Consider the following 22892-nt stretch of genomic DNA (forward strand, 5'->3'; position numbering starts at 1 on the left):
ACCCGGCGTTCACATGCCGGCATTCGAATCCGTCCGACCGGGCAATAGGCTTTGAGTAGGAACCGCATCATGCCGACTACCTCCGAAAAGCGTGCTGACTTTCGGGCAATGCACGACGCAGGATTCTTCATAGTCCCAAACGTCTGGGATGCAGGCAGTGCCGCCCGTCTAACCAAGCTCGGTTTCAAGGCGCTGGCTTCAACCAGTGCCGGTGCAGCCTGGGCTGCAGGCAAAAACGACGGCGATCTTTCGCGCGATGAAGTGCTTGCTCATCTCAGGCTGCTTGTCGATGCAACCCACCTGCCGATCAATGCCGACTTCGAGAACGGCTTTGCCGACACCCCCGCTGGTGTCGCTGCAAACGTCGCGATGGCATTGGACACCGGCATCGCTGGCATCTCGATAGAGGATTGGTCGGGCAGTGAGATGTACGAATTGGGCATCGCCGTGGAGCGCATAGCGGCCGCACGGGCGGTTATCGACGCGATCGATCTCAGCGTCATGCTGATTGGGCGGAACGAGAATTTTCGTGTTCCCGGCATGACGACTTCCGAAAGCATCACGCGTGCGATCGCCTATGCCGAAGCGGGCGCCGATTGCCTGTTCGTGCCTTTCATCAGCGATCCAGCCGCAGTGAAAGAATTGGTAGCCGCCGTGTCGCCCAAGCCAGTCAACCTCGTCGTCCATGAGTATGACGCATCGATCCGGGATTACGCAGAGCTTGGCGTGCGCCGCTTCAGCTTGGGCGGGAGCTTGGCGAGACGGGCTTGGTCGGCGGTCGAAGTGGCCGCAAGGGAGCTAAGGCAATTCGAGGGGGCAGCCGTTATCCAGTAGCTCCTTGTGATCGCAGTTAGCTACTAAGCAGCCTACGATCCGTTGGACGGATGATTTTCGGCTGAAAGCAAATGGCAGCTTCAGATTCGCATGGGCTGGAGCGGTCCTTCGTTGCTTCAGTGCTGAGTGCCGCTCCCGACCAAGTCCTGCCGATCGCTGGGCACGCGTTCGAAGGCAACTTCTGCCAAAGTCTACCGCTAGCCCGATTCTCCGCTGACCGACAAAAACTTTCCTAATCTCGCTCATTTAGTCCGCTCGCACACCATCCCGAAAGCCGCGGCTAATTAGCTCCCCAGCAACTGGCGAGAATTGGTAATAGACTCAGCGGGTGGCTGCGTCCGCAGCCGAGAGTCTGCTCACCCGGCTCCGCGTACCATTTCAACTAGGCGGTCGAAAAACTCCGGAAGCGCCTCGTCAGGGTCAAGGGCGTCGGAAACGATAGGCGAAACGCCGCGGCTCTCTAGTACCTCTTCCTGTACGACGTCCGGTCGAACCAAGAAGATGAATGATCGTGGCCGCCGCTTCGCATAAGCCGTGCCGTCCCAAGTACGCTTGAGCTTATAGAGGAGAAGGCGAAGGTTAAGATCTCTGAGGCTGTATCCGACGAACAAAATCGTGCGGCCCAGCACATCCGACCGGAGCTTCAGATCAAGTGGCGATTCAAATTCTAGTCGTTCGAAATAATCCGACTCTGTTACAACGAGAGAATTGTCGTCTGAAAAGTCACCATGAAACTTAACGACGTGGGCGTGATCCGGCTTCGCATCAGCGATGTCGACTACCGACGCGATCTTTGAGACATTGTGCCCGCGCAGCCGAAACGCACGCTCCAGATTACTATCGTAGTTCGTCGTGTAAATGAGCGGGAAGCCAAGATCTACAATCTGGCCATGAACCTTTGAGGCAAGAAGCTTCTCGTCCGTGACGTTCCAGCTTCTGTCCATCCAACTACGCAAGTCCCCGATGCTTCCTTTCCGTAGTTTGTAAAACTCTGCCACCTGCAGATAATCTGCGCCTGGACCGACCAGAACGGCAGGATCGAAATCCAGCTCTTCGGCCATGTGCTCAATCAGTTGTCCCCACGACGGGAGGCCGAGCGGTCGAGACAAGCCTGCCCCAACGAAAAGGATCACTCTACGATCCCGAATTTCTCGCGCGAGCATGTCAAGCATCGGCCTTCCCCCGCAGATAGTCTGCAAATGCATTCAGGGCGATCCGCCGCATTGAGATGTCGTTCTTTCCCTGCCCCATCTCTGCGAAGGTCTGCTCATATCCGTCTGGGACAAATATACAGTCCCATTGAAATGAGCGATCACCGCGCGGTGCCGACGCGACTGTGCCGCGAATCTCTCCCTCGAAGTGATGGATTCGCCGACCGTCGCAGTAGCCTATCCACGTTTTTGCTGTGAGGCCTCGCTTTTCCCCATTGCCGAACAGTTCGCAGAACCGGTCGGCCTCGAGGGAATCCCAGAACGGTTGGGTTAAACCGCCCGGAAACCCATTAAGCGCATCGATGTAAAGGCACGTTTGCTCAACAAAGAGCCGGTGGCCGATGCGTTCGAAAGCACGCAGCACCTTGTCCCGCACGATCGCTTTCACGTCTGTTGTCTGAATCTCATCAATCGCGACGCTTATCGGGACCACTTGGGCGCCTAGTGGTTCAAGAATCTTCCGCGCCTCATGAAGCTTGTGCTCGTTCTTTGAAAGAAATCTAATCCGCATCGCGCCGTCCACTTCGCTCACATGGCCATTATCGCCGCTCTCTATGCTAGTCGACCTTCACGTCCACCTTCGGGGGACGCTCGTCCGGGAAACCGTACTTTCCCTTGCGGAACGTAGCGCCGTCTCAATTCCCGAGGCAATCCTCGCCGATGCGCGATATGGCTGGCACAACTTCGCAACTTTCTTGAAGGCCTACGATCTCGTTACTTCGGTGGTGAAGTCGGCCACGGACTTAGAGGTAATCGCGACCTCTTACCTGAAGCGGTGCGCCGAGCTGGGTGGTCGCTATGTGGAATTCATGTTGTCGCCGCCGGACCTCGCTCGCACCGGCGTACCGTTCAATGATCAGTTGAAGGCGCTCAGTTCTGCGGCTGATCGCGCTGCAGAAGAATGGGGCGTGCATTCGCGCCTCATCGCTACGGCGGTTCGCCATCTCGGGCCGGCTGCCGCCATTGAAGCCGCACGCATGGCTACCTCGATACAGTCCAACATGCTGGTTGGCTTCGGACTAACCGGAGACGAGCATTTGTATATGGTAGGCGAGTTCGCCGAGGCGTTCCGCATCGCGCGAGGAGAGGGGCTGCGGGCAACGGCGCACGCTGGCGAACATCGACCAGCTGATACGATACTACAAGCAATCGAAATGCTTGGTCTTGAACGCGTTGGTCACGGCATCAGAGCTGTGGAGTCGCAGGACATCATGCGACAGCTAGCCGAGGCCCAGATGCCACTCGAGATTTGCCTCGGCAGCAACTTAGCCCTCGGTCTCTGCCGCTCGGTGACGAGGCACCCCGTGGGCATACTCGCGGATGCCGGCTGCACCATTGTGCTCGGCACGGACGATCCGGGCTTCTTTGACACCGATATTGCCAAGGAGCACGCCCTTGCCCTTCAAGCAAATCCGCGTCTCGGGTTCGAGACTGTATCCGCGAACGCAATCGAGGCTGCTTTCTGTGACCAACATACTAAGTCAGTACTCGCCAAATTGCTCGAAAGCAGGCTGCGTGGCAACTCATGACCGAACTAGCCCCTGTGCCGACTGGGCGGTGTCGGCTGGCTATCTTGATCTCAACCGGTGACCTGATGGAAATTTCAAGACACGCTTGATCATCAAAGGTCCGTCTCCGATCTAACGGGATCAGGCTCAAGGGGGAATTACGGGCGATATGGCGGAAGAAGAGCAGACGTTTCTCAATACCTTCGGCTTAGATGTTTACGAGGTTCTAGCAGCAATGGAGCGTGCGAGGGCATTGCTCGACGATCCTGACACGGTCCGGGCTGTCCAGGAATTCACGAATTCCAGCCCCGGGGCCCTAAAGCGTAAAAGCGATGCGGTTCGAGGAAGCTCGGCATGGCTTGCGGGTGCCGGCAACATGACAATGACCCATATGGCATTCACCGACCCTCTGAAGCTGGATGACTGGGATGTCCTGCTCGACCGCATCCTTACGCAGCCGCCCTGCTATCGTGATCTCGCCGACTGGTGGTTGTATTTCGCCGCTCTCGAAGCGAGCACCGGGTTCCAACTCGAGATCTGCCTGGCCGCGAAGCGTGAACAGCAACTGACAGGTCGTCTGCTAGGCGCGCTTTCGGAACAAGCGAAGCGCTGGGGGGAGGTGATCGCACCGGCGGTCAAGCGCAGCGGTGCCACACTCGCCATCAGCGACATCGATCTCGAGCTTGGCGGCGGGGAGCAAACCACCGGCGGGGACTTCGGGCTCATACTCGATTTCGACGGCCGCACGGTGCAGCCCGGCGAGGCGAAGCGACCGGATGATCGCCGGATCGTGCCGCTTATCTTTCAGGCCAAGCGCTATGCTCGGCCCGATGCGGATGTGTCCCAGACCCACCTGAGACGTGGGCCGCAAAGGACGCTGCTCGCGAGCAACACCTGCGCATCCGCCTATATCTTCTACGACAATCTCGGCGATCCCGAAACGCCGTTGCCGCCGCTGGTGAAGCCGGTGGCAAAGGTGCCCCATGCCGGCAAAACGGATGTGCTCAAGGACAGCCTCGACCTTGCCACCTATCTCCTCCAGGCCGCCATCGATCCTGCCACCGCACCGCGGGCCAATTCACCCGATGATGCGCTCAGGATGATCTTCAGTCAGGCGCATCCCAGCGATTTGTCGGCCCTCGCTGTGGTGTCGAGCGACCCGCAGGCGGGCAACCGCTATCGCTCCGGCTTCTCGATGCTCAAGCATGTCATGAACAGGGGTGGGGACGAGGAGCAGCACGTCCATCTGAGGGATTAGCGCTCGCTGGGCGGAAGCCGCCGCCGCCCAGTCAGACATAGTATTTGAAGGGCTGCTTCTCTTGTCCTTTGGCTGACCCCATCGTGAGGACGTCACCAACCATGCGCGCGAACCGTACCGTGACCGGCAGGCCGTCATTGAAGTTGCAGCTGTTATAGTTGATCTTGGTTAGGCCCATGATGTCCTCGAGGACCGACCGGATCTCAGGCTTGGCATATTTGCTGCGCATGACGGTGATATGGAGCGGGTTGGGTGTCTCCGGCCCGATATAGGTGTCGAGCTGGGGCACGTAGCCGGTCGTCCAGAGATAGGCGGTCTGCTGGTCGAGCAGCAGTGCCGTCCCTCGCAGGACCGGATAGTCACCATCCCGGAAGAGCTTGGTCTCGCCGCCCGTCGTTCGAATCCGGACGCCGACCACGTTTGTTTCCTTGGGGGCTGCCGCGCAGAATGCGTTCCACTCCTCGTCATTGAAGTAGGTCTGGCCGTGAATGAAGAGCTCCCGGGGCGGCTCGTCATAGAGCTCCTGGTAGGTCTCGAGCACGAGACTGAGGAGCCGCTTCGCCGCGTCGGGCTTCAGGTGATACTCGTAGTCGCCCGTCTTCCATGGCCCGTTCGCCCCGCGGAATACGACGCCGTCGCCTTCGTTCAGGAACATTTGCGCTGCGCAGCAGGCATGTCCCTCGGGGTCGTGGGGAAGGCTCTTGTAGACCATCCCGATATAGCAGACTCCCGGTCGGATTGTCGCCAGCCGCCACGGCGGTTTGGGCTGCGTCTTGTAGTAGAGGCCCGTGGCGAGGTTCCAGGCAACCGTCGCGGCGTCCTGTGTCTTGCGCAGCGGATAGCCAGCCTTGTTCTTGAAAGCCTCGGGTGCCAGCGTGGTTTCGCGAACCAGCTGCGTCGGCGCGATATTGAGGAACTCCGCTTTGATGCGCCGATGGAAATCCGGGACGTCAGCGAAGATATCCTCGTCTGTCTGGTCGATCACGCCGGCGGCCGCCAGAAGCGGCAGGACCTCTTTTGCCTTCTGGCGCCGCGCGAAATCGCCCGGAGCCATGGTGACCCCGCTGCGGCGGGATTCCGGACGGCAACGGTCATAGATGATCTCGGGTAGAGCGAGCACCCACACATCGACTGCCTGCTCTTCGTTTCGCAGATGCTTACGCACCCGCTCAATGAAGAGCTTGGCGACCTTGTCGACGGCCTCGTGCAGATTGACGATGCTGGTCGCCTTCTCGATGTCCGCGGCTGGAATCGAGAGTGTACTGATCTCGTCAGGCTCGAAGCTGATGCCGAACGCTTCCTCAAGCCCTGGGAAGTTCGCGAGGTGGAGGCGGTCCTGCTTTTCGCCCTTGCCCGGCGGCGGCACGGCGACGACCTGCTGGATTTTACGCGCCCATGAGCGGAAATGGCCGATGCCTTCCGTCGTCCCGACCACGCCGACGCGGATCTCGCGCGTCTTCTTTGAACGGGCATGCGGACCGTAGAGGAACAGGCCGTCCTTGGGATGAGGGCTGGGCTGGCCGAAGGCAAATTCGAGGTCGGGCTCGCGAATATGGTCGACGATGAGCGATGTCTCCGGGAACTTCATTCCGGATCCTCCTCGTGGGCTTCAGGGCGACCCAGCGTGCTCAGGTCGGTTTCTTCATCGTCTCCGCTCTGCGTATCCGGCAGGTCCGTGCTCACCGGGGATGAGAACAGGATGGGAGCTGCTTCCAGCACGACATCCTCAGAAGCCGAAAGGCGAAGGCGGATGTAGGCGGATTCTCCCGACAACAGTTCGAGAAAGGCGAGCATCCGGCCATACCACTGCTTGTTGCGCCAACCCTTGCAGATCGTCCGCCGCAGCTTGTGCATCTTCCGCTTGTCGTCAATTTCGAGGCCTTCGGCCGTCCCGTTGTCGCCGGCAAAGAGGACGCGAGATTTCAGCTTGAAATGCCAGAAGGGCCAGAAATTCGGAAGTGCGGTGACACCGAACTGCCAGATATGCCCCTTCGCGCGGTTGCGCAGCATGGAGGATCGGCGGTCGCCCTGCTTGCCCCATGGGATGCGCTGGCCGATCGCCGCGACCGCGGGGGAGGCATGAAAGCCGGATCCGCCGGAGAACTGGTATTCGATTAGCCCCTTCTCTCGGCAGAAGGCGAACCAGGCCTGTTTCATCATCACGTTGATCAGGTTCTGGGCCGGCTGCTTCTCGAGCCGCAGCTTGCGATCCCCCTCCTGGACGAGCCGATCCAGCGGGATGCTGCGTTTCAGCTTGAAGCGACCGACCGACGCGAAGGCCTCGGCGATCGCGTCTTCACTCTCGAATGTCAGGATGCCGCGCCCTTGTACGGCCACTGGAAAAGGATGGGTTGCCGCAAAGCGCTTCATGCGGTCGAGATCGACCACACCGGATGGCTCATAAAAGTGGATGGCATCCGGCGCCTCGACGATCCGCAGCCAGTTGGACGTGAGCCGCTCAGGTTCATTCTTGAGCGGTATCTCGCCTCTGCGGCGAAAGATCTCCCAATGGGGGTCGATAGTGGCTGCATCCGTGCGCCGGGGTGTGCGCTGTCGTTTAAGCGTGTCGAGAAGAGTGCTCAGGCCCTCGCCCCAGCCACGCACGAAGTCGACGGCGATTGCGTCACCGAGCCCTTTGATCTTGCGACCCTGCTCGAGCTTGAGTTGAATGATGAAGCGATTGTCGTCGACCGCCTTGGCAACATCGAGCGCGATGTCGATGTCATCCTGCATCGCCTGGTCATCGGCGGTCGCATTTCGGCATACCAGAAGGACCTTCGCTGCCCGGTGTTCAAGTGCGCGACTGACCTCGCGCCGCCAGCGATCGCCCGGCTGCAAAGTCAGGATGTCGGCAAAGACCTGATAGCCTTCTGCCTCCAGCTTTGGTGCAAGCCAAAGAGCGAATTCATCGTCCGATGGCGACGCTTTCAGGATGAAGAGAACGTCGCGCGCCGGTGGCTCGGCATCGGGACTGGCAACTGCCGGCAAAAGGCGGGCGAGGGCTGGCGGCACCGGCGCCGGTTTGGGCAAGGCATCGGAAACGGCTTGTGTGACGATGGACTTGAGGACGGCGCTATCCCGCGCCCAAAGCGCCTGATGGGCGGTAACGATGGAAGGAAATTTTCGCAGCAGACCGTTGAGGTCGCCCTGACCGAAAATGTCTCCGGTGCCGTGCAGCCACGACCCGATCGCGCCCGCCAGATCTGCCTTGTTCTTAGGGGTCAAGGTGGCTGATGTCGTCAGGATGTATCGGCTGGGCTCCAGCGCATCGATGCTGGCGCGTTCCGCCTTCATCTTTGAAAGGAGCTTAGCTGACCCGGAGCGCAGATAGTGCTTGGCCTGCAGGATGATCGCGCCGTCCGCAGTGGCATGCCTCCCGTCCATCCCATCGTCAGGCCCTTCAGGGAAGGCCTCGAACCGCAATCCCAGTTCAGCACCGATCAGATCGCGACAAAGATCCTCGAATTGAGAATGGGATAGGTTGGCGAAATCATAATCCATCAGACCTGATTGGGGGATGCGTCGCGCGCGGGTCAAGAACGCCTTGTGTGATTTGCAGATTTATCGGGCGGTACCCACCCGTTGCAACCGCAGTTATCCGGACTCACGTAAGAATGACCGCTTGGAGGAGGGCAAGTTTATTCCTGAGCGACCGAGATGATGGCTGTTGCCATCAAAGGATTGTTAGCCAGCTGAACGCTGGGAGCGTCTGGTTTCTTGAGTCGTGCGCCCAGAAGCAGAAAGTCGTGAAGGTCCCAAGGCAAGCCGCTAATCTGCGCTCGCGTCGCCGCGCAGTCAGCGTCGGCTTTCTCTGGGCCGCCGCCGGTAAGCCGACTGACCGGAAAGTCCCACAATAAGCCCGTGAGCCTTAATGCTGGCCATAGATCGCGCTGGCAGTCAGCGACCGCCAGCGCGTGGAAGTGTGTCATCAGGATGCGCGTCTTGCCGCCGGGAAGCTGGGCCGCAGAATTTTGCCACCGTCGCGCAGTTCGTCGAGATAGTCCGACCAGCGCTGCATCATCTGCACGCGCTCATCCCAATATTCGCCGCGGGCGTAGGCCCGCCGCACTTGGTTGGTATCGACATGCGCGAGTTGGCGCTCGATCGCGTCGGGATGCCATTCGCCCATCTCGTTGAGAAGGGTCGCGGCCATTGCCCGGAAGCCATGGGCAGTCATCTGGTTCGTGGTGTAACCGAGCTTGCGCAGGCCTTGATTCACGGCGTTCTCTGACATCGCCTTCCGTGGCTTTCCGAGGCACGGGAACAGGTATTTCCACCAGTGCGTGTGCTCATGGAGTTCCTTCAGCATCGCGATAACCTGCCGAGATAGTGGCACCCGGTGCGGTCGGCGCATCTTCATCCGTTCGGCGGGGATGAACCAGATGGCTTCATCGAAGTCGATGTCGGTCCATTCGGCCTGCCTGAGTTCGCCTGGGCGGAGCAGGACATGCGGAGACAGGCGCATTGCCATGATCGTCACCTTGTGCCCGCTGTATCCGTCGATGGCCCTCAGCAAGGCTCCGACCTCCGATGGCCTCGTGATAGCTGCGAAGTGCTTGACCTTGGGCGCTGCGATCGCGCCGCGTAGGTCGGCAGCAACGTCCTTGTCGCAGCGCACGGTTGCAACGCCGTAACGGAAGACGCGGCTCAGCACGCTTCGCATCCGCCGGGCGCTCTCGTAGGCTCCGGTGGCCTCGACCTTGCGCAGGACGGCTAGTGCCTCGTGCGGTGTGATCTGCGCGATGGGGATGCTGCCGATCACGGGGTAGGCCTTGGCAAGCAGCCACGCGATTTTCTCGATCGTTACCTTTGCGAGGCCGTCCCGCTCGCATTTAACCAGCCATTCCTCGGCCACCGCCTGGAACGTGTTGGCCGCGGCATATTTGGCAGCGATGCGGGAGCGCTTCTTCTCCAGCGCGGGATCGATCCCGTTTGCCACGAGCTTCTTGGCCTCGTCCCGCCGGACGCGGGCATCCGCGAGGCTTATGGTTGGCCACCCTCCGAGATGGAGCGTCTTCTGCTTGTCCAGGAAACGGTACTTGAAGCGCCATAGCTTCGAGCCGTTGGGTCGGACGGTGAGATAGAGGCCTTGAGAGTCGGAGAGGGCGTACTCCTTGTCCCTTGGCTTGGCTGCGTTGATCTGGATGTAGGTCAGCATATCGATTTCCCAGCAAAGCCGGGTCGATCCGTGACCACCAAATGAACCACCAAAGGGGGGTGGTTTTTGGTGCTCTTGGCCGGATGTCGCCGGACGGTGTCTGGCGATTCTCGGTCAAGAAATGCTGTAAAACCAGCCGCTTACTGGACTTACCTGGACGTTGCCAGAGCCAATAGTGGTGCCCAGAAGAGGACTCGAACCTCCACGACCTTGCGATCGCCAGCACCTGAAGCTGGTGCGTCTACCAATTCCGCCATCTGGGCACGGGGTAGGACGGCGCGATTAGCCGTTGGTCCTCACACTGTCAATTCCGCGACGGGCATTATTTTTCTTCCTTTCTGGTTTTCTGCGCGTCAGCGTCTATTGCATCAGGCAGGACGCATTGATCGCCAGTGGAGACAGCCGATAGCCCCCTTCCAAGCCGCGCCGCTGGCGCTGTTCGCCCGTCCCGATGGGGTCCGGCTCGCATATCGGTATCGTGCGGGCGCGGGGCCGACCATCGTCTTTCTGCCGGGCTACATGTCCGACATGGAAGGGGGCAAGGCGGTGGCGATCGATGCCTGGGCGGCGGAGACGGGACGGGCCATGTTGCGGCTCGACTATGGCGGCAATGGCGCCAGCGAAGGCCGTTTTGAGGATGGCACGCTCGCCAGCTGGCGCGACGACGCGCTGCTGCTGGTCGATGCCCTGACGGAAGGGCCGTTGCTGCTGGTGGGGTCGTCTATGGGGGGCTGGATTGCCCTGCTCATCGCGCTGGCTCGCCCTGATCGCGTTGCCGGGCTCGTCGGCATCGCGGCCGCTCCGGATTTCACCGAATGGGGCTTCAGCGACGCGGACAAGGCTTTGTTGGCAACCCAAAGGAGGCTGACCGAACCCACGCCCTATGGCGATCAGCCGCTGGTGACGACGCTTGCCTTCTGGCAGTCGGGCCAGGCGCTACGCTTGCTGAACGGTCCTGTCGCCATCGATTGCCCTGTGCGGCTGATCCAAGGGCAGGAGGACCGCGACGTCCCTTGGCAGACCGCGCTGCGGCTAGCCCAGCGCCTGCATTCATATGATGTGCAGACGCTGCTGATTAAGGATGGCGACCACCGTCTGTCGCGCGATGGCGACATTGCATTGCTGATCCACACTCTCGGCAGTCTTTTGGACAATCTTTGATGAGCTTTTTCCTTCCGTTGCTGCTTTTGACGCCGCAAGCCTATGATCCGGAAATTGAGGCGGTGATGAACCGGCCCAAGAAGGAGGCGCAGGCGCCCGCACCAAGCCCCGCTGCTGACGGTCGCATTCCCGTTCCGGAAAAATATGCCAAGCCTTTCCAGGCCTGTCTCGACGAGGCGCTTCAATCGCCGGAGCAGGGCGTCGCGTTCGCGCAGAAATGGCGGCTGGAAGGGGGCAGCTTCTACGCGCGCCATTGCATGGGTTTCGCCTATGCCCGGGCGGAGCGGTGGGCGCCCGCGATTGTGTCTTTTGAACAAGCTGCTGATGAGGCCGAGCGCAGCGGCGAAATGGCGCAGAGCGCACGCTTATGGGCGCAGGCTGGCAATGCCGCGCTGGCGGCGGGCGATCCCGCCAAGGCGCGCACCAGTTTCGACGCGGCACTGGCGCGCGGCCTGCCCGACGGCGTGGAAAAAGGCGAAACCCATCTCGATCGCGCCCGCGCCCTCGTCGCGCTGGGTGAGGTCAAGGAAGCGCGCGCTTCGCTCGATGTGGCTCTGGCGCAGGTGCCACAGGACCCGCTGGCGTGGCTGCTCTCGGCCACGCTCGCCCGCCGCGCGGGGGAGTTGAAGCTGGCGCAGGCGCATATCGCGCGGGCGGTGCAGCTCTCTCCCGATGATGCGTCGGTGGCTTTGGAGGAGGGCAATATCGCTGTCCTGACTGATCATGCCGACATCGCCCGATCGGCTTGGCAAAGAGCAGTCAAGCTCGCGCCGCAATCGTCCGCAGGCAAGGCGGCCGCCGATAATCTCACCCGGCTGCCGCCCGCCTGAATCCGCCTATTTAAGGTAGAAGTCGACGGTCGTGACTACGCGGACCTTCTTGTAGGGGGTGTCGCTCGATCCGTCCGCCTCTCCATCGCGTGGATCGATGGAAAAATAGCCCTGGGTGGCGCTCTTGATGCCGCCGACGCTTGCCCCGCTGTCGCGCGCGAATTGCTCGGCTGCGGCGCGGGCATCGCGGGTCGCGGCGGCCACCATCGGTGGCTTGACGTCGTTGAGCTTTGTGAAGCTATAGCGCATGCCGGAACCTTCCTGCAGCGTGACGCCCCGGCGGACCAGGTCGAACTGCTGCGCGACGGCTTTTTGAGCGCGTGCGATGTCGGTCGTGCGCAACAACATACGTTGAGTGATAGTGATCGTGTTGACGCCGTTGTTGATATATTGATTGACGCCCGCGCCCGTAGGGGTCAGCGCCTCCGGCTTGAAGCCGAGGCTTGCGAAATAGGCCTTCAGCTCTCGCGTATTATTGTCGATCTCCGCACGCACCGCAGGCAGGTCGAAGCCGGTTGCGGCATAGCTGATCGACCAGGTCGCAAGGTCGGCCGTGACATTGCGCTCCGCCAGACCCCTCACTGTGACTGACCGGTCCGCAGCCTTCGCGCGCTTCAGCCCGTCACCCAGCAGATAGCCGCCGCTGACCAGCCCCAGCGCCAGCAACCCGGCACAGCCCAGCAGCACCTTGTCGCGATACTCGATTGCCATTCGCGTCTCCTCTTCCATCCACGCCTGCGCCGCCCTATCTTGAGATCATTCCTGCCATTGCCGAGATGAACCGTTGCTTGATAGCGACGAACGGAGCGACTGCTTGACCAAATATCTGCATACGATGATCCGCGTGACTGACGTTGACCGCACGGTCGCCTTCTTCAAGCTATTGGGGCTGGAGGAGCAGAAACGCTTCGACAATGAAAATGGACGCTACACCCTCGTTTTCCTCGCCGCGCCGGGGGATGAGGATGCTCAGGTGGAGCTGACCTACAACTGGCCACCGGAAGACGGCAGGCCAGCGGAAAGCTATGGCGAGGGCCGGAATTTCGGCCATCTCGCTTATCGGGTCGATAACATCTACGCGGTGTGCCAGCGGCTGATGGATGCGGGCGTGACCATCAACCGCCCCCCGCGCGACGGCCACATGGCCTTTGTCCGCACGCCCGACAATATCTCGATAGAATTGTTGCAGGATGGCTATCTCGATCCTGCCGAACCTTGGGCGTCGATGCCCAATACCGGCGTCTGGTAAGCCCATGTTGAGCGTTGTCCGAATCCCGGTGCTGTCCGATAATTATGTCTGGCTGCTGCACGATGATGCCAGTGGCGAGACCGTTGTGGTCGACCCGGCGGTGGCGGACCCTGTGCTGGCGGCGGCGGCCGAGCGGGGCTGGACCATCAGCCAGATCTGGAACACGCATTGGCATGGCGATCATGTGGGCGGCAACGCGGCGATAAAGGCGGCGACCGGCTGCCGGATCACCGGGCCGACCGCAGAGGCAGCCAAGATCGGCACGCTCGATCGCCCAGTGGGGGAAGGGGATGAGGTTCGCATCGGCGATCATGTCGCCACCGTGATGGAGGTGCCCGCCCATACGGCGGGGCATATCGCCTATCATCTGGCTGGCGATCACATCATCTTTGTCGGCGATACGTTGTTCGCCATGGGTTGTGGGCGGCTGTTCGAAGGGACGGCGGATCAGATGTTCGCCAACATGGTTCGGCTCGCAGCGTTGCCGGATGACACGATGGTCTATTGCGCCCATGAATATACGCAGGGCAATGGCCGTTTTGGCCTGACGATCGAGCCGGACAATGAAGCACTCGCCGACCGCATGGTGCAGGTCGATGCTGCCCGTGCACGCGGCGAGGCCACCGTGCCTACGACCATAGGGCTGGAGCGCGCGACCAATATCTTCATGCGCGCGAGCGATGCCACCGAACTCGCCCGCCGCCGCACGGCGAAGGATACCGCCTGACGGTTCAGGCGTTACGCCGACGTCTCCATTTATGGAGAGATGTGCAGGAGGATTGCCATGCGTGCATCGATATGTCTGGTGCCACTGATGCTGGCAGCGTGCGCAGGCGGTAGCGAGCCCCCGCGCCTTACGGAGAAGCAAGCGGCCCGGCTTGAGGCTGCACTGGAAGGCAAGGTCGCGGGCGAGCCAGTCAACTGCGTGAGCCGCTATCCGGGCTCCAGCCTCACCGCTGTCAGCGAAAGCGTTTTGCTGTACCGGGTGAGTGGGCGGCTGATCTATCGCAATGACCTGATCGGCAGTTGCACCGGGTTGGGGAGGGGCGACACCCTCATCATCAAGCCGACAGGTTCGCAATATTGCCGGGGCGATCTCGCGCGGAGCGCCGATCTGGTCACCGGGTCGATCACCGGCGGTTGCGCGCTGGGGTCTTTCACGCCCTATCGCACCCCCGGCCGCTGAAGGTCAGCCCTTGTAGAGCGCGTCCAGCCGCTCCTGGTAGCGCGCCTTGATGACGTGGCGGCGTATCTTCATCGATGGCGTCATCTCGCCATTTTCGATGGTGAAGGGTTCGTCCGCCAGGATGATGCGCCGGACCCGTTCGGTGACGGACAATTCCTCGTTCACCCGATCGACCGCCGCCCTTAATGCTGCCTGATAGGCGGCGTTGGATGCGGTGTCGTCCGCATCAACGCTGTGCGCCGCCGCCCATTCGCGTGTCCACTCTGCATCGGGCACCAGCAACCCGACCAGATGTGGCCGTCGGTCGCCATAGACCATGGCCTGACCGATCTCCGGCTGTAGCGTCAGTATGCCTTCGACCTTCTGCGGCGACACATTATCGCCCTTGTCATTGACGATCAGGTCCTTCTTGCGATCGGTGATGCGGATGCGCCCCTTGGCGTCGATCTCGCCAATGTCTCCGGTGTGCAGCCACCCGTCCTTCAGCGCCTTTTCGGTTTCGGCGGCATTGCGCCAATAGCCCTGCATCACCAGTTCGCCGCGCACCAATATTTCGCCATCCTCGGCGATCCTGACCTCCACCCCGTCGAGCGGCGGGCCGACCGTGTCCATCGCGATACCCGCGCGCGGCCGGTTGCAGCTGACCACTGGCCCCGCCTCCGTCTGACCATAGCCCTGCAACAGCGTCAGCCCCATCGCGTCGAAAAACAGGCCGACATCCGGATTGAGCGGCGCGCCGCCCGATACCAGTGCCTTCATCCGCCCGCCAAAGCGCTTGGCGATCTTGGGCTTCAGCGTCCGGTTCAGCAGCAGCTTGATCGGCAGGTCGGCGACCGATGTGTTACCGTTCTGCTCCTTCGCGGCGATCCGCAGCGCTTGCGCCAGCAGCCAGGCGGGGAACTTGCCCTGCTTCTCGATCGACTTGATGATCCGCGCGCGCAGCACTTCGAACAGGCGGGGCACGACGACCATGATCGTCGGGCGCGCTTCCTCTATGTTGCTGGCGAGCTTTTCCAGCCCTTCCGCATAATAGATTTGCCCGCCCAGCATGATCGGCAGGAATTGTCCGCCGCTATGCTCATAGGCGTGGCTGAGCGGCAGGAAGGACAGGAAAACTTCATCCCCCCAGCCGAAATCCTCCGCGACCAGCCTGCCCGCGCCTTCGATATTGCACAGTATCGCGCCGTGATGCTGCATGACGCCGCGTGGCGCACCACCCGTGCCGCTGGTATAGATGATGCAGGCGAGGTCATCCCGTCCGGCCGTCTGTTCGGCGGCGCAGGCGTGGGGATCGGCGATGCGGGACGCGACCATGTCGGCCCACAGATGGCAGGACAGATCGCCCTGCGCGCCCCGGAGCGGTTCCATGCCGATGATGAAGCTCGCCTGCGATCGCAACACGGCGGGCATCAGCGTCTGCGCCAGCTTGGCCGTCGACACGATCACCGCGCGGGCGCCGCTGTCCGTCAGGATATGCTGATGATCGCGCGTGGTGTTGGTGGTGTAGGTCGGCACCGTCACGCATCCCGCCGCCATGATGGCGAGGTCGGCAATGCAGAATTCGGGGCGGTTCTCGCTCACCAGCATGACGGGGTCGCCCGGCTTAAGCCCCTGCGCCTTAAGCGCGGCGGCAAGTCCCGCCACCTGCAACGCCACCTCGGTCCAGCTGAGCGATTGCCAGCCGCCAGCCGTCTTGCGCCAAAGGAAGGGGAGGTCGCCCATTTCCTTTGCGCGGGCAAAGAACATGGTCACCAGATTGGGATACTGTTCGATCGCCCGCAAAGCAGCGCAACTCCTTGATTCAAGAGCGCGTCCGATGCGCGCATCCGCTCCTTGCCGACGCTATAGCCGCGCCTTGCCGTAGCGGTCACGCATTTTTCAGTCGAACAGACCGTCCTGCAGCCCGGCGGGCGGATTGAGCCCTAGATGCTTCCAGCCCGGCCCATTCAGGCAGCGGCCTCGCGCCGTGCGGGCGATCAGGCCAAGCTGGATCAGATAGGGTTCGATCACCTCTTCGATCGTATCGCGCGGTTCCGACAGACCGGCCGCCAGTGTTTCCACGCCCACCGGCCCCCCCCGATAGATGTCGGCGATCATCATCAAATAGCGCCGGTCCATCAGGTCGAGGCCCAACTGGTCGACCTCCAGCCGCCTTAGTGCCGAGTCCGCCGCCTTGGCGTCCACCGCTTCGACGCCCGCGACATTCGCAAAGTCGCGTACCCGCCGCAGCAACCGCCCAGCGATGCGGGGCGTTCCGCGGGATCGCCGGGCAATCTCGATCGCCCCGTCGGAAGTGATGCCAAGGTCCAGCAGCCGCGCCGCGCGTCGCACCACTAGTTCCAGTTCCTCGACGGTATAGAATTGCAGCCGCACTGGAATGCCGAAGCGATCGCGCAGCGGTGTTGTCAGCAGTCCTTGCCGTGTCGTCGCGCCGACCAGGGTAAAGCGGGGCAGGTCTATCCGCACCGACCGGGCCGACGGACCCTCGCCGATCATCAGGTCCAGCGCGCGGTCCTCCATCGCGGGATAAAGCACCTCTTCGACCGCGGGGTTGAGCCTGTGGATCTCATCTACGAACAGCACGTCGCCTTCGTCCAGATTGGTGAGCAGCGCCGCCAGATCCCCGGATTTGGCGATCACAGGCCCTGACGTCGCGCGGAAGCCGACGCCCATTTCCTTCGCCACGATCTGCGCCAGCGTCGTCTTGCCAAGCCCCGGCGGGCCGAAGAACAGCACATGATCCAGCGCGTCGCCACGCTGCTTTGCCGCTTCGATAAAGACCCGCAAATTGCCGCGCGCAGCCTCTTGCCCGATGAACTCGGTCAGGGATTTGGGCCGCAGGGCAGCATCCACATCCTCCGCCCGGCGCGTGGAGGCGATCAGCCGTTCCTCGCTCACTTGGCCGCCTTCCGCAGCGCCAGCCGCACCAGCGCATCCAGGGTCGCGCTATCGCCCAACTCTTCTTCCGCAGAGGCAACCGCGCTGCTCGCCTCGGCAGGCTTGAAGCCGAGATTCTGCAGGGCGGAAATCGCATCCGCTCCCAATCCTCCAGCCATGACAGGCGCGATGCCCGAGCCCAACAGGCCGCCCGCGCCCGGCGCCGCGCCGATCTTGTCCTTCAATTCGTTGACGATCCGCAGCGCCAGCTTCGGCCCCACGCCATTGGCGCGCGCCACCATCGCCTTGTCCCCGGTCGCCACCGCGCGATGCAGTTCGGCCGGTTCGAGCGCCGACAAGATCGCCAGCGCCACGCGCGATCCCACGCCCTGAACGCCGATCAGCAGGCGGAACCAGTCGCGCTCTTCTCCCCGCGCAAAGCCGACCAGCCTAATCGAATCCTCCGACACCAGCATTTCGGTATGCACCGTCACCGCTTCGCCTACCGGCCCCAGCGCCGACAAGGTGCGCGACGATGCGCCGACGAGATAGCCCACGCCCCCCACGTCGATGATCGCATGGTCGGTGCCCGTGCTATCCAGCCGCCCTTTGAGTTTCGCGATCATGCCCCGCACCCTTTGGTCATGATCTGTTCTTTACAGCCTCTTGAGCGCAGCGCCAGTCAAAAGCGCGCCTGCCGTGGCACCAATTCCCCCGCCGGACGTAGTGCAGCCCGATCCCTAGTCTATCAGGAACCCATTGATGTCGATGCAAGCGCCCTTGCTCTCGCCCCAGGACTTCGCCTGTCCCGCCATCCGCCTGTCCGGTCCCGTCGATCAGTCCATGTATCTGTACTTCAAGGACGCGCTGGCGGGGGCGCCCTCCGAGGGGCTGGTGGTGACAGAAATTTCGACGCTTGGCGGCGATCCCGAAATCGCCCGGATGATGGGCGAGGATATCCGCTTCCATTCGGAACTCAGCGCCGCGCGGCGGCTGGTGTTTCTGGGAAAGACCGCCGTCTATTCGGCTGGCGCGACCTTCATGGGCTTTTTCGCCAAGGAGAACCGCTACCTCACGCGGGGCACGCGGGTGATGATCCATGAACGGCTCATCACCAAGGAGATCCACTTGCAGGGGCCGCTGTCCACCTGCATCGCACCGCTAAGGGCCGCTTTGAACGAAATAGAGGCGTCGATCGCCATCCAGAATGAAGGCTTTTCCAACCTGATCCTGGGCTCAGGCATTTCACTCGACGAAGTGCTGAAGCGGGCACCGGAAAACTGGTATCTCGAAGCGAATGAAGCCGCGACGCTTGGTCTGGTGGCGGCGGTGCTCTGACGCCGCTTGCCAGCCTGGTCATTTTGCGGCTTTCTGGGCGGATGAAGTCCTCTTCCTCCCACTCTCCGGTTTTTCCCTGGCGTTACGGCATGTTCCTGGTGCTGCTGGCGACCGCCTTGCCGTTCGGTTGGGTGATGCCCTGGCATCAGGCGGTGATGGCGGGGTTCGATTGTGCCGCTCTTGCCTTCATCGCCGCAGCGGCGCCGCTTCTGAAAGCCGACCCCGATCGCATGCGCCGCACCGCGCAGGAAAATGATGCCAATCGCCGCCTGATGCTGCTCCTGACCGGCATTGTCTCGCTGGTGGTGCTGGTCGCGGTGGGAGCAGCCGTCAGCCAGCATGGCGGCCCCAACGCAGCGGCCGTCGCGCTGTTGCTGGTGACGCTGGCGCTTGCCTGGCTCTTTTCCAACCTCGTCTATGCGATGCATTATGCGCATCTCTTCTACCTGGCCGATCCGCGCGGGAAGGATCAGCAGGGCATCGACTTCCCGGGTACGAAGGAGCCCGGTTACAGCGATTTTCTCTATTTCGCCTTCACCCTCGGCATGACCTTCCAGACGTCCGATGTCACGGTGACCCGCACATCCATGCGTCAGGTGGTGACCGCGCATTGCCTCGCGGCGTTCCTGTTCAACCTTGGTATTCTGGCCTTTACGATCAATGTGCTGGGCGGCGTCTGAGGCGGCTTCACGGCTTGCTTACCATTTCCCGGCATAAGCCGGGCATGTCTTCCGCTACCGATCCTTGTCCACCCTCTGCCGTCAGCCATGGCGTAGGCTTCGCCGGACTGGCCGGTCTTGCCCTTTGGGCGGTGGTGGCGCGGCATTATGGGATGAATGGCCCCAATGCGGGCTTCGCGGCGGTAATCGCCTGCGGGCTGCCGATGATCTTGTGGTCGCTGCTGGTGGACAAGGTTCATCGCAATCCATCGACCGGTATCGACTGGCAGGCACTTCCCCGACCATGGCGCGCCGTCCTCGACATCAGCCTCGTCAAGATCGCTGGCCTTTGGGCGACATGGCTGGCGATCGCGATCTTCTACTGTTTGGCCCGCTGGTACTGGAGCGGAAACTATCATTATTCCATGAACCTGTTCATGGGCGCGGCCCCTTGGCTTGTGCTGTTCTCTGTCCCTTATGTCGTCTGGCTGGATCGGCGGCTGGTCGAACCCCGCGATGCCACCCATGCCTTTGGACAATGGATCATCGGGGGAGCAGCGGGCGCGCCGGACATGGCGCAGGTCGCCAATCATGCCCGCGCATGGGCGGTCAAAGGCTTCTTCCTTGCCTTCATGCTCTCCATCGTGCCTGGCAATTTTGCCAGCGTGGTGGACTGGCGGTTGGATCCTGCCTTCGCCAATCCAGTGAACCTTGCCGCCTTCCTGATCGCGGTCATGTTCATGATCGATGTCTGCATGGCGACGGTCGGCTACCTGCTGACATGCAAGCCGCTCGATTCCCACATACGCTCGGCCAATCCGCTGCTGACCGGTTGGGTAGCGGCGCTGATCTGCTACCCGCCCTTCGTGCTGATGGGGTCGGGGGGGCCGCTCGACTATCATGCAGGCGGCGCGGAATGGGACGTTTGGACGCAGGGACATACGACCTTGCAATGGATATTGGGCAGTTGGCTCGTCCTGCTAACCGCCATCTATGCTTGGGCGACGGTGGTGTTCGGCATCCGCTTTTCCAACCTCACCCATCGCGGCATCCTGACCCATGGGCCGTATCGCTGGACCCGTCATCCCGCTTACCTGTCGAAGAATCTCTTCTGGTGGTTTTCGGCGCTGCCCTTCCTCACGGTCTCGGGAAGCCTCACCGACATGGTGCGCAATTGCGCGATGCTGGCGGCGACCAACGCCGTCTATTATTGGCGCGCCCGGACGGAAGAAGCCCACCTCTCCACTGATCCCGCCTATCGCGACTACAGCCAATGGATGGAGCGCAACGCGCCCGTCCCACGTCTGTTCGCGTGGGCAACGGGCCGCCGCCGCAAGACTCAAACAGCCCTGACGCCAGCGGAATAGGTTAGAAGCTTTCCTCGGCGTAGACGCGCGAAAGATCGCCCGCCCACTCGCCATGATAGCGGGCGAGCAGATCTTCGGCATGCGTTCGCCCTGCCGCGACGATCTCATCAAGCGGTGCCAGATAGCCCGTTTCATTGTCGCCAATATCGTTCAGCCGTGCCCGCGCCCGCAGCCCGCTGCGGCTGATATCCAGCACTTCCGCCGCGATGTCGCGCAGCTTGCGCCCGCCCGGTAACGGTGCGTCCAGCGCCAGCTTCGGCGCGGCGTCGCGCAACGTCTGGCGGTCCTCCATGGTCCAGTCCTTCACCAGATCCCACGCCGCATCCAGCGCGCCCTGATCATAAAGAAGGCCAACCCAGAAAGCGGGGAGGGCGGTGATGCGATCGGCGCGTCCGCCATCGGCCCCGCGCATTTCAAGGAAGCTCTTTAGCCGCACTTCGGGGAAAGCGGTGGACAGATGATCTTCCCAATCCTTCTCGGTCGGCTTCTCGCCGGGCAGAATGGAAAGCTTGCCCTCCAGGAAGTCGCGGAAGCTGAGGCCTGCCGCATCGATATAGCGGCCGTCGCGATAGACGAAGTACATCGGCACATCGAGCGCATAGTCCGCGTACCGCTCATAGCCAAAGCCGTCCTCGAACACGAAGGGCAGCATGCCCGTGCGGTGCGGGTCGGTGTCCGACCAGATATGGCTGCGATAGGACAGGAAGCCGTTGGGCTTGCCTTCGGTAAAGGGCGAATTGGCGAACAGCGCAGTTGCCAGCGGTTGCAGGGCCAGGCCGACGCGGAACTTCTGCACCATGTCCGCCTCGCTGCCATAGTCGAGGTTCGTCTGAATGGTGCAGGTTCGCAGCATCATGTCGAGGCCCATCGTGCCTACGCGCGGCATGTGCCGCAGCATGATGTCATAACGCCCCTTGGGCATCACCGGCAGTTCGTCGCGTGTCTTGTCGGGCCACATGCCCAGGCTCAGGAACCCCAGGCCCAGCATGTCGCCGACATATTTGACCTGTTCCAGATGCCGTTGCGTCTCCGCGCAGGTCTGGTGAAGATTTTCCAGCGGCGCACCGGACAGTTCCAGCTGACCCGCCGGTTCCAGACTGACCGTTCCATCGGCTCCGGACAGGGCGATGATGTTATCGCCCTCGAACACTGGGCTCCAGCCATAGCGGGTGAGGCCGATCAGCAGCGTGTGGATGCCGCCCTGCTCGCTGTAGGACGGCGCATGATGATCCGCCCTGGAATAGACGAACTTTTCATGCTCGGTGCCGATACGCCAGCGGTCCTTGGGTTTGGCACCCTTGGAAAAAGCCACGATCAGCTGGTCGCGGCTTTCGATGACGGGATCGATTCCCCCTGAGTCGGTTCTCGTGCTCATGCCCCGCCTTAGCCTGTCCCCCTTGCGCGTCAATCGACAGCGCGCGGGGGACAAATAGGTTGCGTCCACCGGGGCTGCAATCCCATTTCGGATTGCAACTGGAACAGCTATCCTATCGCCAGTCGCCGTTCAGCGTCATCCACGCCGACGTCGCGGCGATCGCCGCCGTCTCCGCGCGCAGGATGCGAGGGCCAAGGGACACGGGCACGGTCCTAGCCACAGCGCGGATCGCCTCCCGTTCTGCCGGGTCGAAGCCGCCCTCCGGCCCGATCAGGAACGCCGCAGGGCCTTGATGCGCGCGCAGCGTCTCGTGCAGCGGCTCACCCCCGCTTTCGTCGGCGAAAAACAGCCAGCGATCCTCCGGCCAATCGCGCAGCAACGCGTCCAGCTTGACCATGCCGCCGAGGTCAGGCAGCGCGGTGCGGCCACACTGTTCGGCCGCCTCGACCAGATGCGCGTGCAGCCGGTCGAGGTTGAGCTTGTCCACCACCGCGCGCCGCGTCAGCACCGGTTGCAGCTTTGCAACGCCCAGCTCGCATGCCTTTTCCGCGATCAGGTCGATGCGGCCTTTCTTGATCGGGGCGCAGCATAGCCAGAAATCGGGCACATCCTCCGGTGCCTTGGTCTGGCTGACGCATTCCAGCACCAGATCGCGCTTGCGCATGTCCCGCACCCGCGCGGCCCACTCGCCGGACCTGCCATCGAACAGCAGGACGATGTCATCGGGCTTCACCCGCATGACGCTGATCAGATAATGGGCCGGGTTGCCATCGACAGGCACGGCCACGCCGTCGCCCAACTGCGTTTCGACATGCAGGCGCGGCGCGCTCTGCGGCGGCCATGCGGGGGTTGCGGTCATATGCCAATGCTCCGTTCGGGCT

General features: G+C 62.0%; 22 protein-coding genes and 1 tRNA gene. 11 read left to right on the top strand and 12 right to left on the bottom strand.

The features are described from left to right. The first annotated feature begins 69 nt into the window (after positions 1-69). Positions 70-834, top strand: a complete 765-nt coding sequence (locus ACWNC0_RS07225) for an isocitrate lyase/PEP mutase family protein (protein ID WP_449470616.1) — start codon at positions 70-72, stop codon at positions 832-834. 356 nt (positions 835-1190) lie between these two features. Here the strand turns inward: ACWNC0_RS07225 and ACWNC0_RS07230 are convergent, their stop codons facing one another. Together ACWNC0_RS07230 and ACWNC0_RS07235 are read right to left on the bottom strand one after the other, a co-directional pair. After that, positions 1191-1895, bottom strand: coding sequence for an SIR2 family protein (locus ACWNC0_RS07230; protein ID WP_449470618.1), 705 nt, complete (start codon positions 1893-1895; stop codon positions 1191-1193). A gap of 103 nt (positions 1896-1998) precedes the next feature. Then, complete coding sequence (locus ACWNC0_RS07235) at positions 1999-2577, bottom strand: non-canonical purine NTP pyrophosphatase (RefSeq protein ID WP_449470619.1); 579 nt, start codon at positions 2575-2577, stop codon at positions 1999-2001. 22 nt (positions 2578-2599) lie between these two features. Between ACWNC0_RS07235 and add the strand changes: the two genes are divergently transcribed. Both add and ACWNC0_RS07245 read left to right on the top strand, forming a co-directional pair. Further along, positions 2600-3574, top strand: coding sequence for an adenosine deaminase (add, locus tag ACWNC0_RS07240; protein ID WP_449470621.1), 975 nt, complete (start codon positions 2600-2602; stop codon positions 3572-3574). A 148-nt stretch (positions 3575-3722) separates the two neighbouring features. Continuing rightward, positions 3723-4811, top strand: coding sequence for a hypothetical protein (locus ACWNC0_RS07245; RefSeq protein WP_449470623.1), 1089 nt, complete (start codon positions 3723-3725; stop codon positions 4809-4811). A 31-nt stretch (positions 4812-4842) separates the two neighbouring features. Here ACWNC0_RS07245 and ACWNC0_RS07250 read toward each other — a convergent pair whose 3' ends face one another. The 4 genes from ACWNC0_RS07250 to ACWNC0_RS07265 form a co-directional block, all read right to left on the bottom strand. Then, on the bottom strand, positions 4843-6399 hold the full coding sequence (locus ACWNC0_RS07250) for an argonaute/piwi family protein (protein WP_449470625.1): 1557 nt from the start codon (positions 6397-6399) through the stop codon (positions 4843-4845). Continuing rightward, positions 6396-8312, bottom strand: coding sequence for a toll/interleukin-1 receptor domain-containing protein (locus tag ACWNC0_RS07255; RefSeq protein WP_449474561.1), 1917 nt, complete (start codon positions 8310-8312; stop codon positions 6396-6398). Before ACWNC0_RS07255 ends, ACWNC0_RS07250 begins: the two co-directional genes overlap by 4 nt. A 427-nt stretch (positions 8313-8739) precedes the next feature. Then, a complete protein-coding gene (locus ACWNC0_RS07260; protein ID WP_449470626.1) occupies positions 8740-9969 on the bottom strand; it encodes a tyrosine-type recombinase/integrase in 1230 nt (409 codons plus the stop codon). Positions 9970-10145: 176 nt separating this feature from the next. Next, positions 10146-10232: transfer RNA gene (locus ACWNC0_RS07265), tRNA-Leu, on the bottom strand. 142 nt (positions 10233-10374) lie between these two features. Here ACWNC0_RS07265 and ACWNC0_RS07270 point away from each other — a divergent pair. Next, positions 10375-11130 carry an alpha/beta fold hydrolase gene (locus tag ACWNC0_RS07270; protein ID WP_449474562.1) on the top strand — a complete coding sequence of 252 codons (756 nt, stop codon included), beginning with the start codon at positions 10375-10377 and terminating at the stop codon, positions 11128-11130. After that, complete coding sequence (locus tag ACWNC0_RS07275) at positions 11130-11960, top strand: tetratricopeptide repeat protein (RefSeq protein ID WP_449470628.1); 831 nt, start codon at positions 11130-11132, stop codon at positions 11958-11960. Before ACWNC0_RS07270 ends, ACWNC0_RS07275 begins: the two co-directional genes overlap by 1 nt. Before the next feature lie 6 nt (positions 11961-11966). Here ACWNC0_RS07275 and ACWNC0_RS07280 read toward each other — a convergent pair whose 3' ends face one another. Beyond that, positions 11967-12671, bottom strand: a complete 705-nt coding sequence (locus ACWNC0_RS07280) for an SIMPL domain-containing protein (protein WP_449470630.1) — start codon at positions 12669-12671, stop codon at positions 11967-11969. A gap of 103 nt (positions 12672-12774) precedes the next feature. On the opposite strand from ACWNC0_RS07280, the gene ACWNC0_RS07285 reads away from it, so the two are divergent. Genes ACWNC0_RS07285 through ACWNC0_RS07295 form a run of 3 tightly spaced genes read left to right on the top strand, consistent with a single transcriptional unit; the run spans position 12775 to position 14395 of the window. Beyond that, the gene (locus ACWNC0_RS07285) at positions 12775-13209 is read left to right on the top strand and encodes a VOC family protein (protein WP_449470631.1); all 435 of its coding nucleotides are present in this window, start codon (positions 12775-12777) and stop codon (positions 13207-13209) included. 4 nt (positions 13210-13213) lie between these two features. Beyond that, a complete protein-coding gene (gene gloB, locus ACWNC0_RS07290) occupies positions 13214-13936 on the top strand; it encodes a hydroxyacylglutathione hydrolase (RefSeq protein WP_449470633.1) in 723 nt (240 codons plus the stop codon). 57 nt (positions 13937-13993) lie between these two features. Beyond that, complete coding sequence (locus ACWNC0_RS07295; protein WP_449470635.1) at positions 13994-14395, top strand: hypothetical protein; 402 nt, start codon at positions 13994-13996, stop codon at positions 14393-14395. Positions 14396-14398: 3 nt separating this feature from the next. Here ACWNC0_RS07295 and ACWNC0_RS07300 read toward each other — a convergent pair whose 3' ends face one another. The 3 genes from ACWNC0_RS07300 to ruvA form a co-directional block, all read right to left on the bottom strand. Then, positions 14399-16141 (bottom strand): AMP-dependent synthetase/ligase, encoded by a 1743-nt coding sequence (locus ACWNC0_RS07300; RefSeq protein ID WP_449474563.1) that lies wholly within the window; start codon positions 16139-16141, stop codon positions 14399-14401. 132 nt (positions 16142-16273) lie between these two features. Continuing rightward, positions 16274-17293, bottom strand: a complete 1020-nt coding sequence (gene ruvB, locus ACWNC0_RS07305) for a Holliday junction branch migration DNA helicase RuvB (protein WP_449470636.1) — start codon at positions 17291-17293, stop codon at positions 16274-16276. Further along, positions 17290-17898, bottom strand: a complete 609-nt coding sequence (gene ruvA / locus ACWNC0_RS07310; protein ID WP_449470638.1) for a Holliday junction branch migration protein RuvA — start codon at positions 17896-17898, stop codon at positions 17290-17292. The genes ruvB and ruvA overlap by 4 nt, the downstream gene beginning before the upstream one ends. A 136-nt stretch (positions 17899-18034) precedes the next feature. On the opposite strand from ruvA, the gene ACWNC0_RS07315 reads away from it, so the two are divergent. The 3 genes from ACWNC0_RS07315 (at position 18035) to ACWNC0_RS07325 (ending at position 20636) form a co-directional block, all read left to right on the top strand. After that, positions 18035-18610 carry a peptidase S14 gene (locus ACWNC0_RS07315; RefSeq protein ID WP_449470639.1) on the top strand — a complete coding sequence of 192 codons (576 nt, stop codon included), beginning with the start codon at positions 18035-18037 and terminating at the stop codon, positions 18608-18610. A gap of 89 nt (positions 18611-18699) precedes the next feature. Beyond that, positions 18700-19290 (top strand): DUF1345 domain-containing protein, encoded by a 591-nt coding sequence (locus ACWNC0_RS07320; RefSeq protein ID WP_449470640.1) that lies wholly within the window; start codon positions 18700-18702, stop codon positions 19288-19290. Positions 19291-19334: 44 nt separating this feature from the next. Further along, the gene (locus ACWNC0_RS07325; RefSeq protein WP_449474564.1) at positions 19335-20636 is read left to right on the top strand and encodes a methyltransferase family protein; all 1302 of its coding nucleotides are present in this window, start codon (positions 19335-19337) and stop codon (positions 20634-20636) included. Position 20637: 1 nt separating this feature from the next. Here ACWNC0_RS07325 and ACWNC0_RS07330 read toward each other — a convergent pair whose 3' ends face one another. Continuing rightward, the gene (locus ACWNC0_RS07330) at positions 20638-22011 is read right to left on the bottom strand and encodes a glutamate--cysteine ligase (protein ID WP_449470641.1); all 1374 of its coding nucleotides are present in this window, start codon (positions 22009-22011) and stop codon (positions 20638-20640) included. 112 nt (positions 22012-22123) lie between these two features. Continuing rightward, positions 22124-22870, bottom strand: a complete 747-nt coding sequence (locus ACWNC0_RS07335) for a 16S rRNA (uracil(1498)-N(3))-methyltransferase (RefSeq protein ID WP_449470642.1) — start codon at positions 22868-22870, stop codon at positions 22124-22126. Positions 22871-22892: the final 22 nt, after the last annotated feature.

It is taken from the genome of Sphingobium chungangianum (assembly GCF_977014255.1).

Excerpts from the sequence above, each read along its gene's own strand:
- ACWNC0_RS07225 (WP_449470616.1), top strand. The coding sequence starts at position 70 with ATGCCGACTACCTCCGAAAAGCGTGCTGACTTTCGGGCAATGCACGAC.
- ACWNC0_RS07230 (WP_449470618.1), bottom strand. The coding sequence starts at position 1,895 with ATGGCCGAAGAGCTGGATTTCGATCCTGCCGTTCTGGTCGGTCCAGGC.
- add (WP_449470621.1), top strand. The coding sequence starts at position 2,600 with ATGCTAGTCGACCTTCACGTCCACCTTCGGGGGACGCTCGTCCGGGAA.
- ACWNC0_RS07245 (WP_449470623.1), top strand. The coding sequence starts at position 3,723 with ATGGCGGAAGAAGAGCAGACGTTTCTCAATACCTTCGGCTTAGATGTT.
- ACWNC0_RS07250 (WP_449470625.1), bottom strand. The coding sequence starts at position 6,399 with ATGAAGTTCCCGGAGACATCGCTCATCGTCGACCATATTCGCGAGCCC.
- ACWNC0_RS07255 (WP_449474561.1), bottom strand. The coding sequence starts at position 8,312 with ATGGATTATGATTTCGCCAACCTATCCCATTCTCAATTCGAGGATCTT.
- ACWNC0_RS07260 (WP_449470626.1), bottom strand. The coding sequence starts at position 9,969 with ATGCTGACCTACATCCAGATCAACGCAGCCAAGCCAAGGGACAAGGAG.
- ACWNC0_RS07275 (WP_449470628.1), top strand. The coding sequence starts at position 11,130 with ATGAGCTTTTTCCTTCCGTTGCTGCTTTTGACGCCGCAAGCCTATGAT.
- ACWNC0_RS07280 (WP_449470630.1), bottom strand. The coding sequence starts at position 12,671 with ATGGCAATCGAGTATCGCGACAAGGTGCTGCTGGGCTGTGCCGGGTTG.
- gloB (WP_449470633.1), top strand. The coding sequence starts at position 13,214 with ATGTTGAGCGTTGTCCGAATCCCGGTGCTGTCCGATAATTATGTCTGG.
- ACWNC0_RS07295 (WP_449470635.1), top strand. The coding sequence starts at position 13,994 with ATGCGTGCATCGATATGTCTGGTGCCACTGATGCTGGCAGCGTGCGCA.
- ACWNC0_RS07300 (WP_449474563.1), bottom strand. The coding sequence starts at position 16,141 with ATGTTCTTTGCCCGCGCAAAGGAAATGGGCGACCTCCCCTTCCTTTGG.
- ruvA (WP_449470638.1), bottom strand. The coding sequence starts at position 17,898 with ATGATCGCGAAACTCAAAGGGCGGCTGGATAGCACGGGCACCGACCAT.
- ACWNC0_RS07315 (WP_449470639.1), top strand. The coding sequence starts at position 18,035 with ATGTCGATGCAAGCGCCCTTGCTCTCGCCCCAGGACTTCGCCTGTCCC.
- ACWNC0_RS07320 (WP_449470640.1), top strand. The coding sequence starts at position 18,700 with ATGTTCCTGGTGCTGCTGGCGACCGCCTTGCCGTTCGGTTGGGTGATG.
- ACWNC0_RS07325 (WP_449474564.1), top strand. The coding sequence starts at position 19,335 with ATGTCTTCCGCTACCGATCCTTGTCCACCCTCTGCCGTCAGCCATGGC.
- ACWNC0_RS07330 (WP_449470641.1), bottom strand. The coding sequence starts at position 22,011 with ATGAGCACGAGAACCGACTCAGGGGGAATCGATCCCGTCATCGAAAGC.
- ACWNC0_RS07335 (WP_449470642.1), bottom strand. The coding sequence starts at position 22,870 with ATGACCGCAACCCCCGCATGGCCGCCGCAGAGCGCGCCGCGCCTGCAT.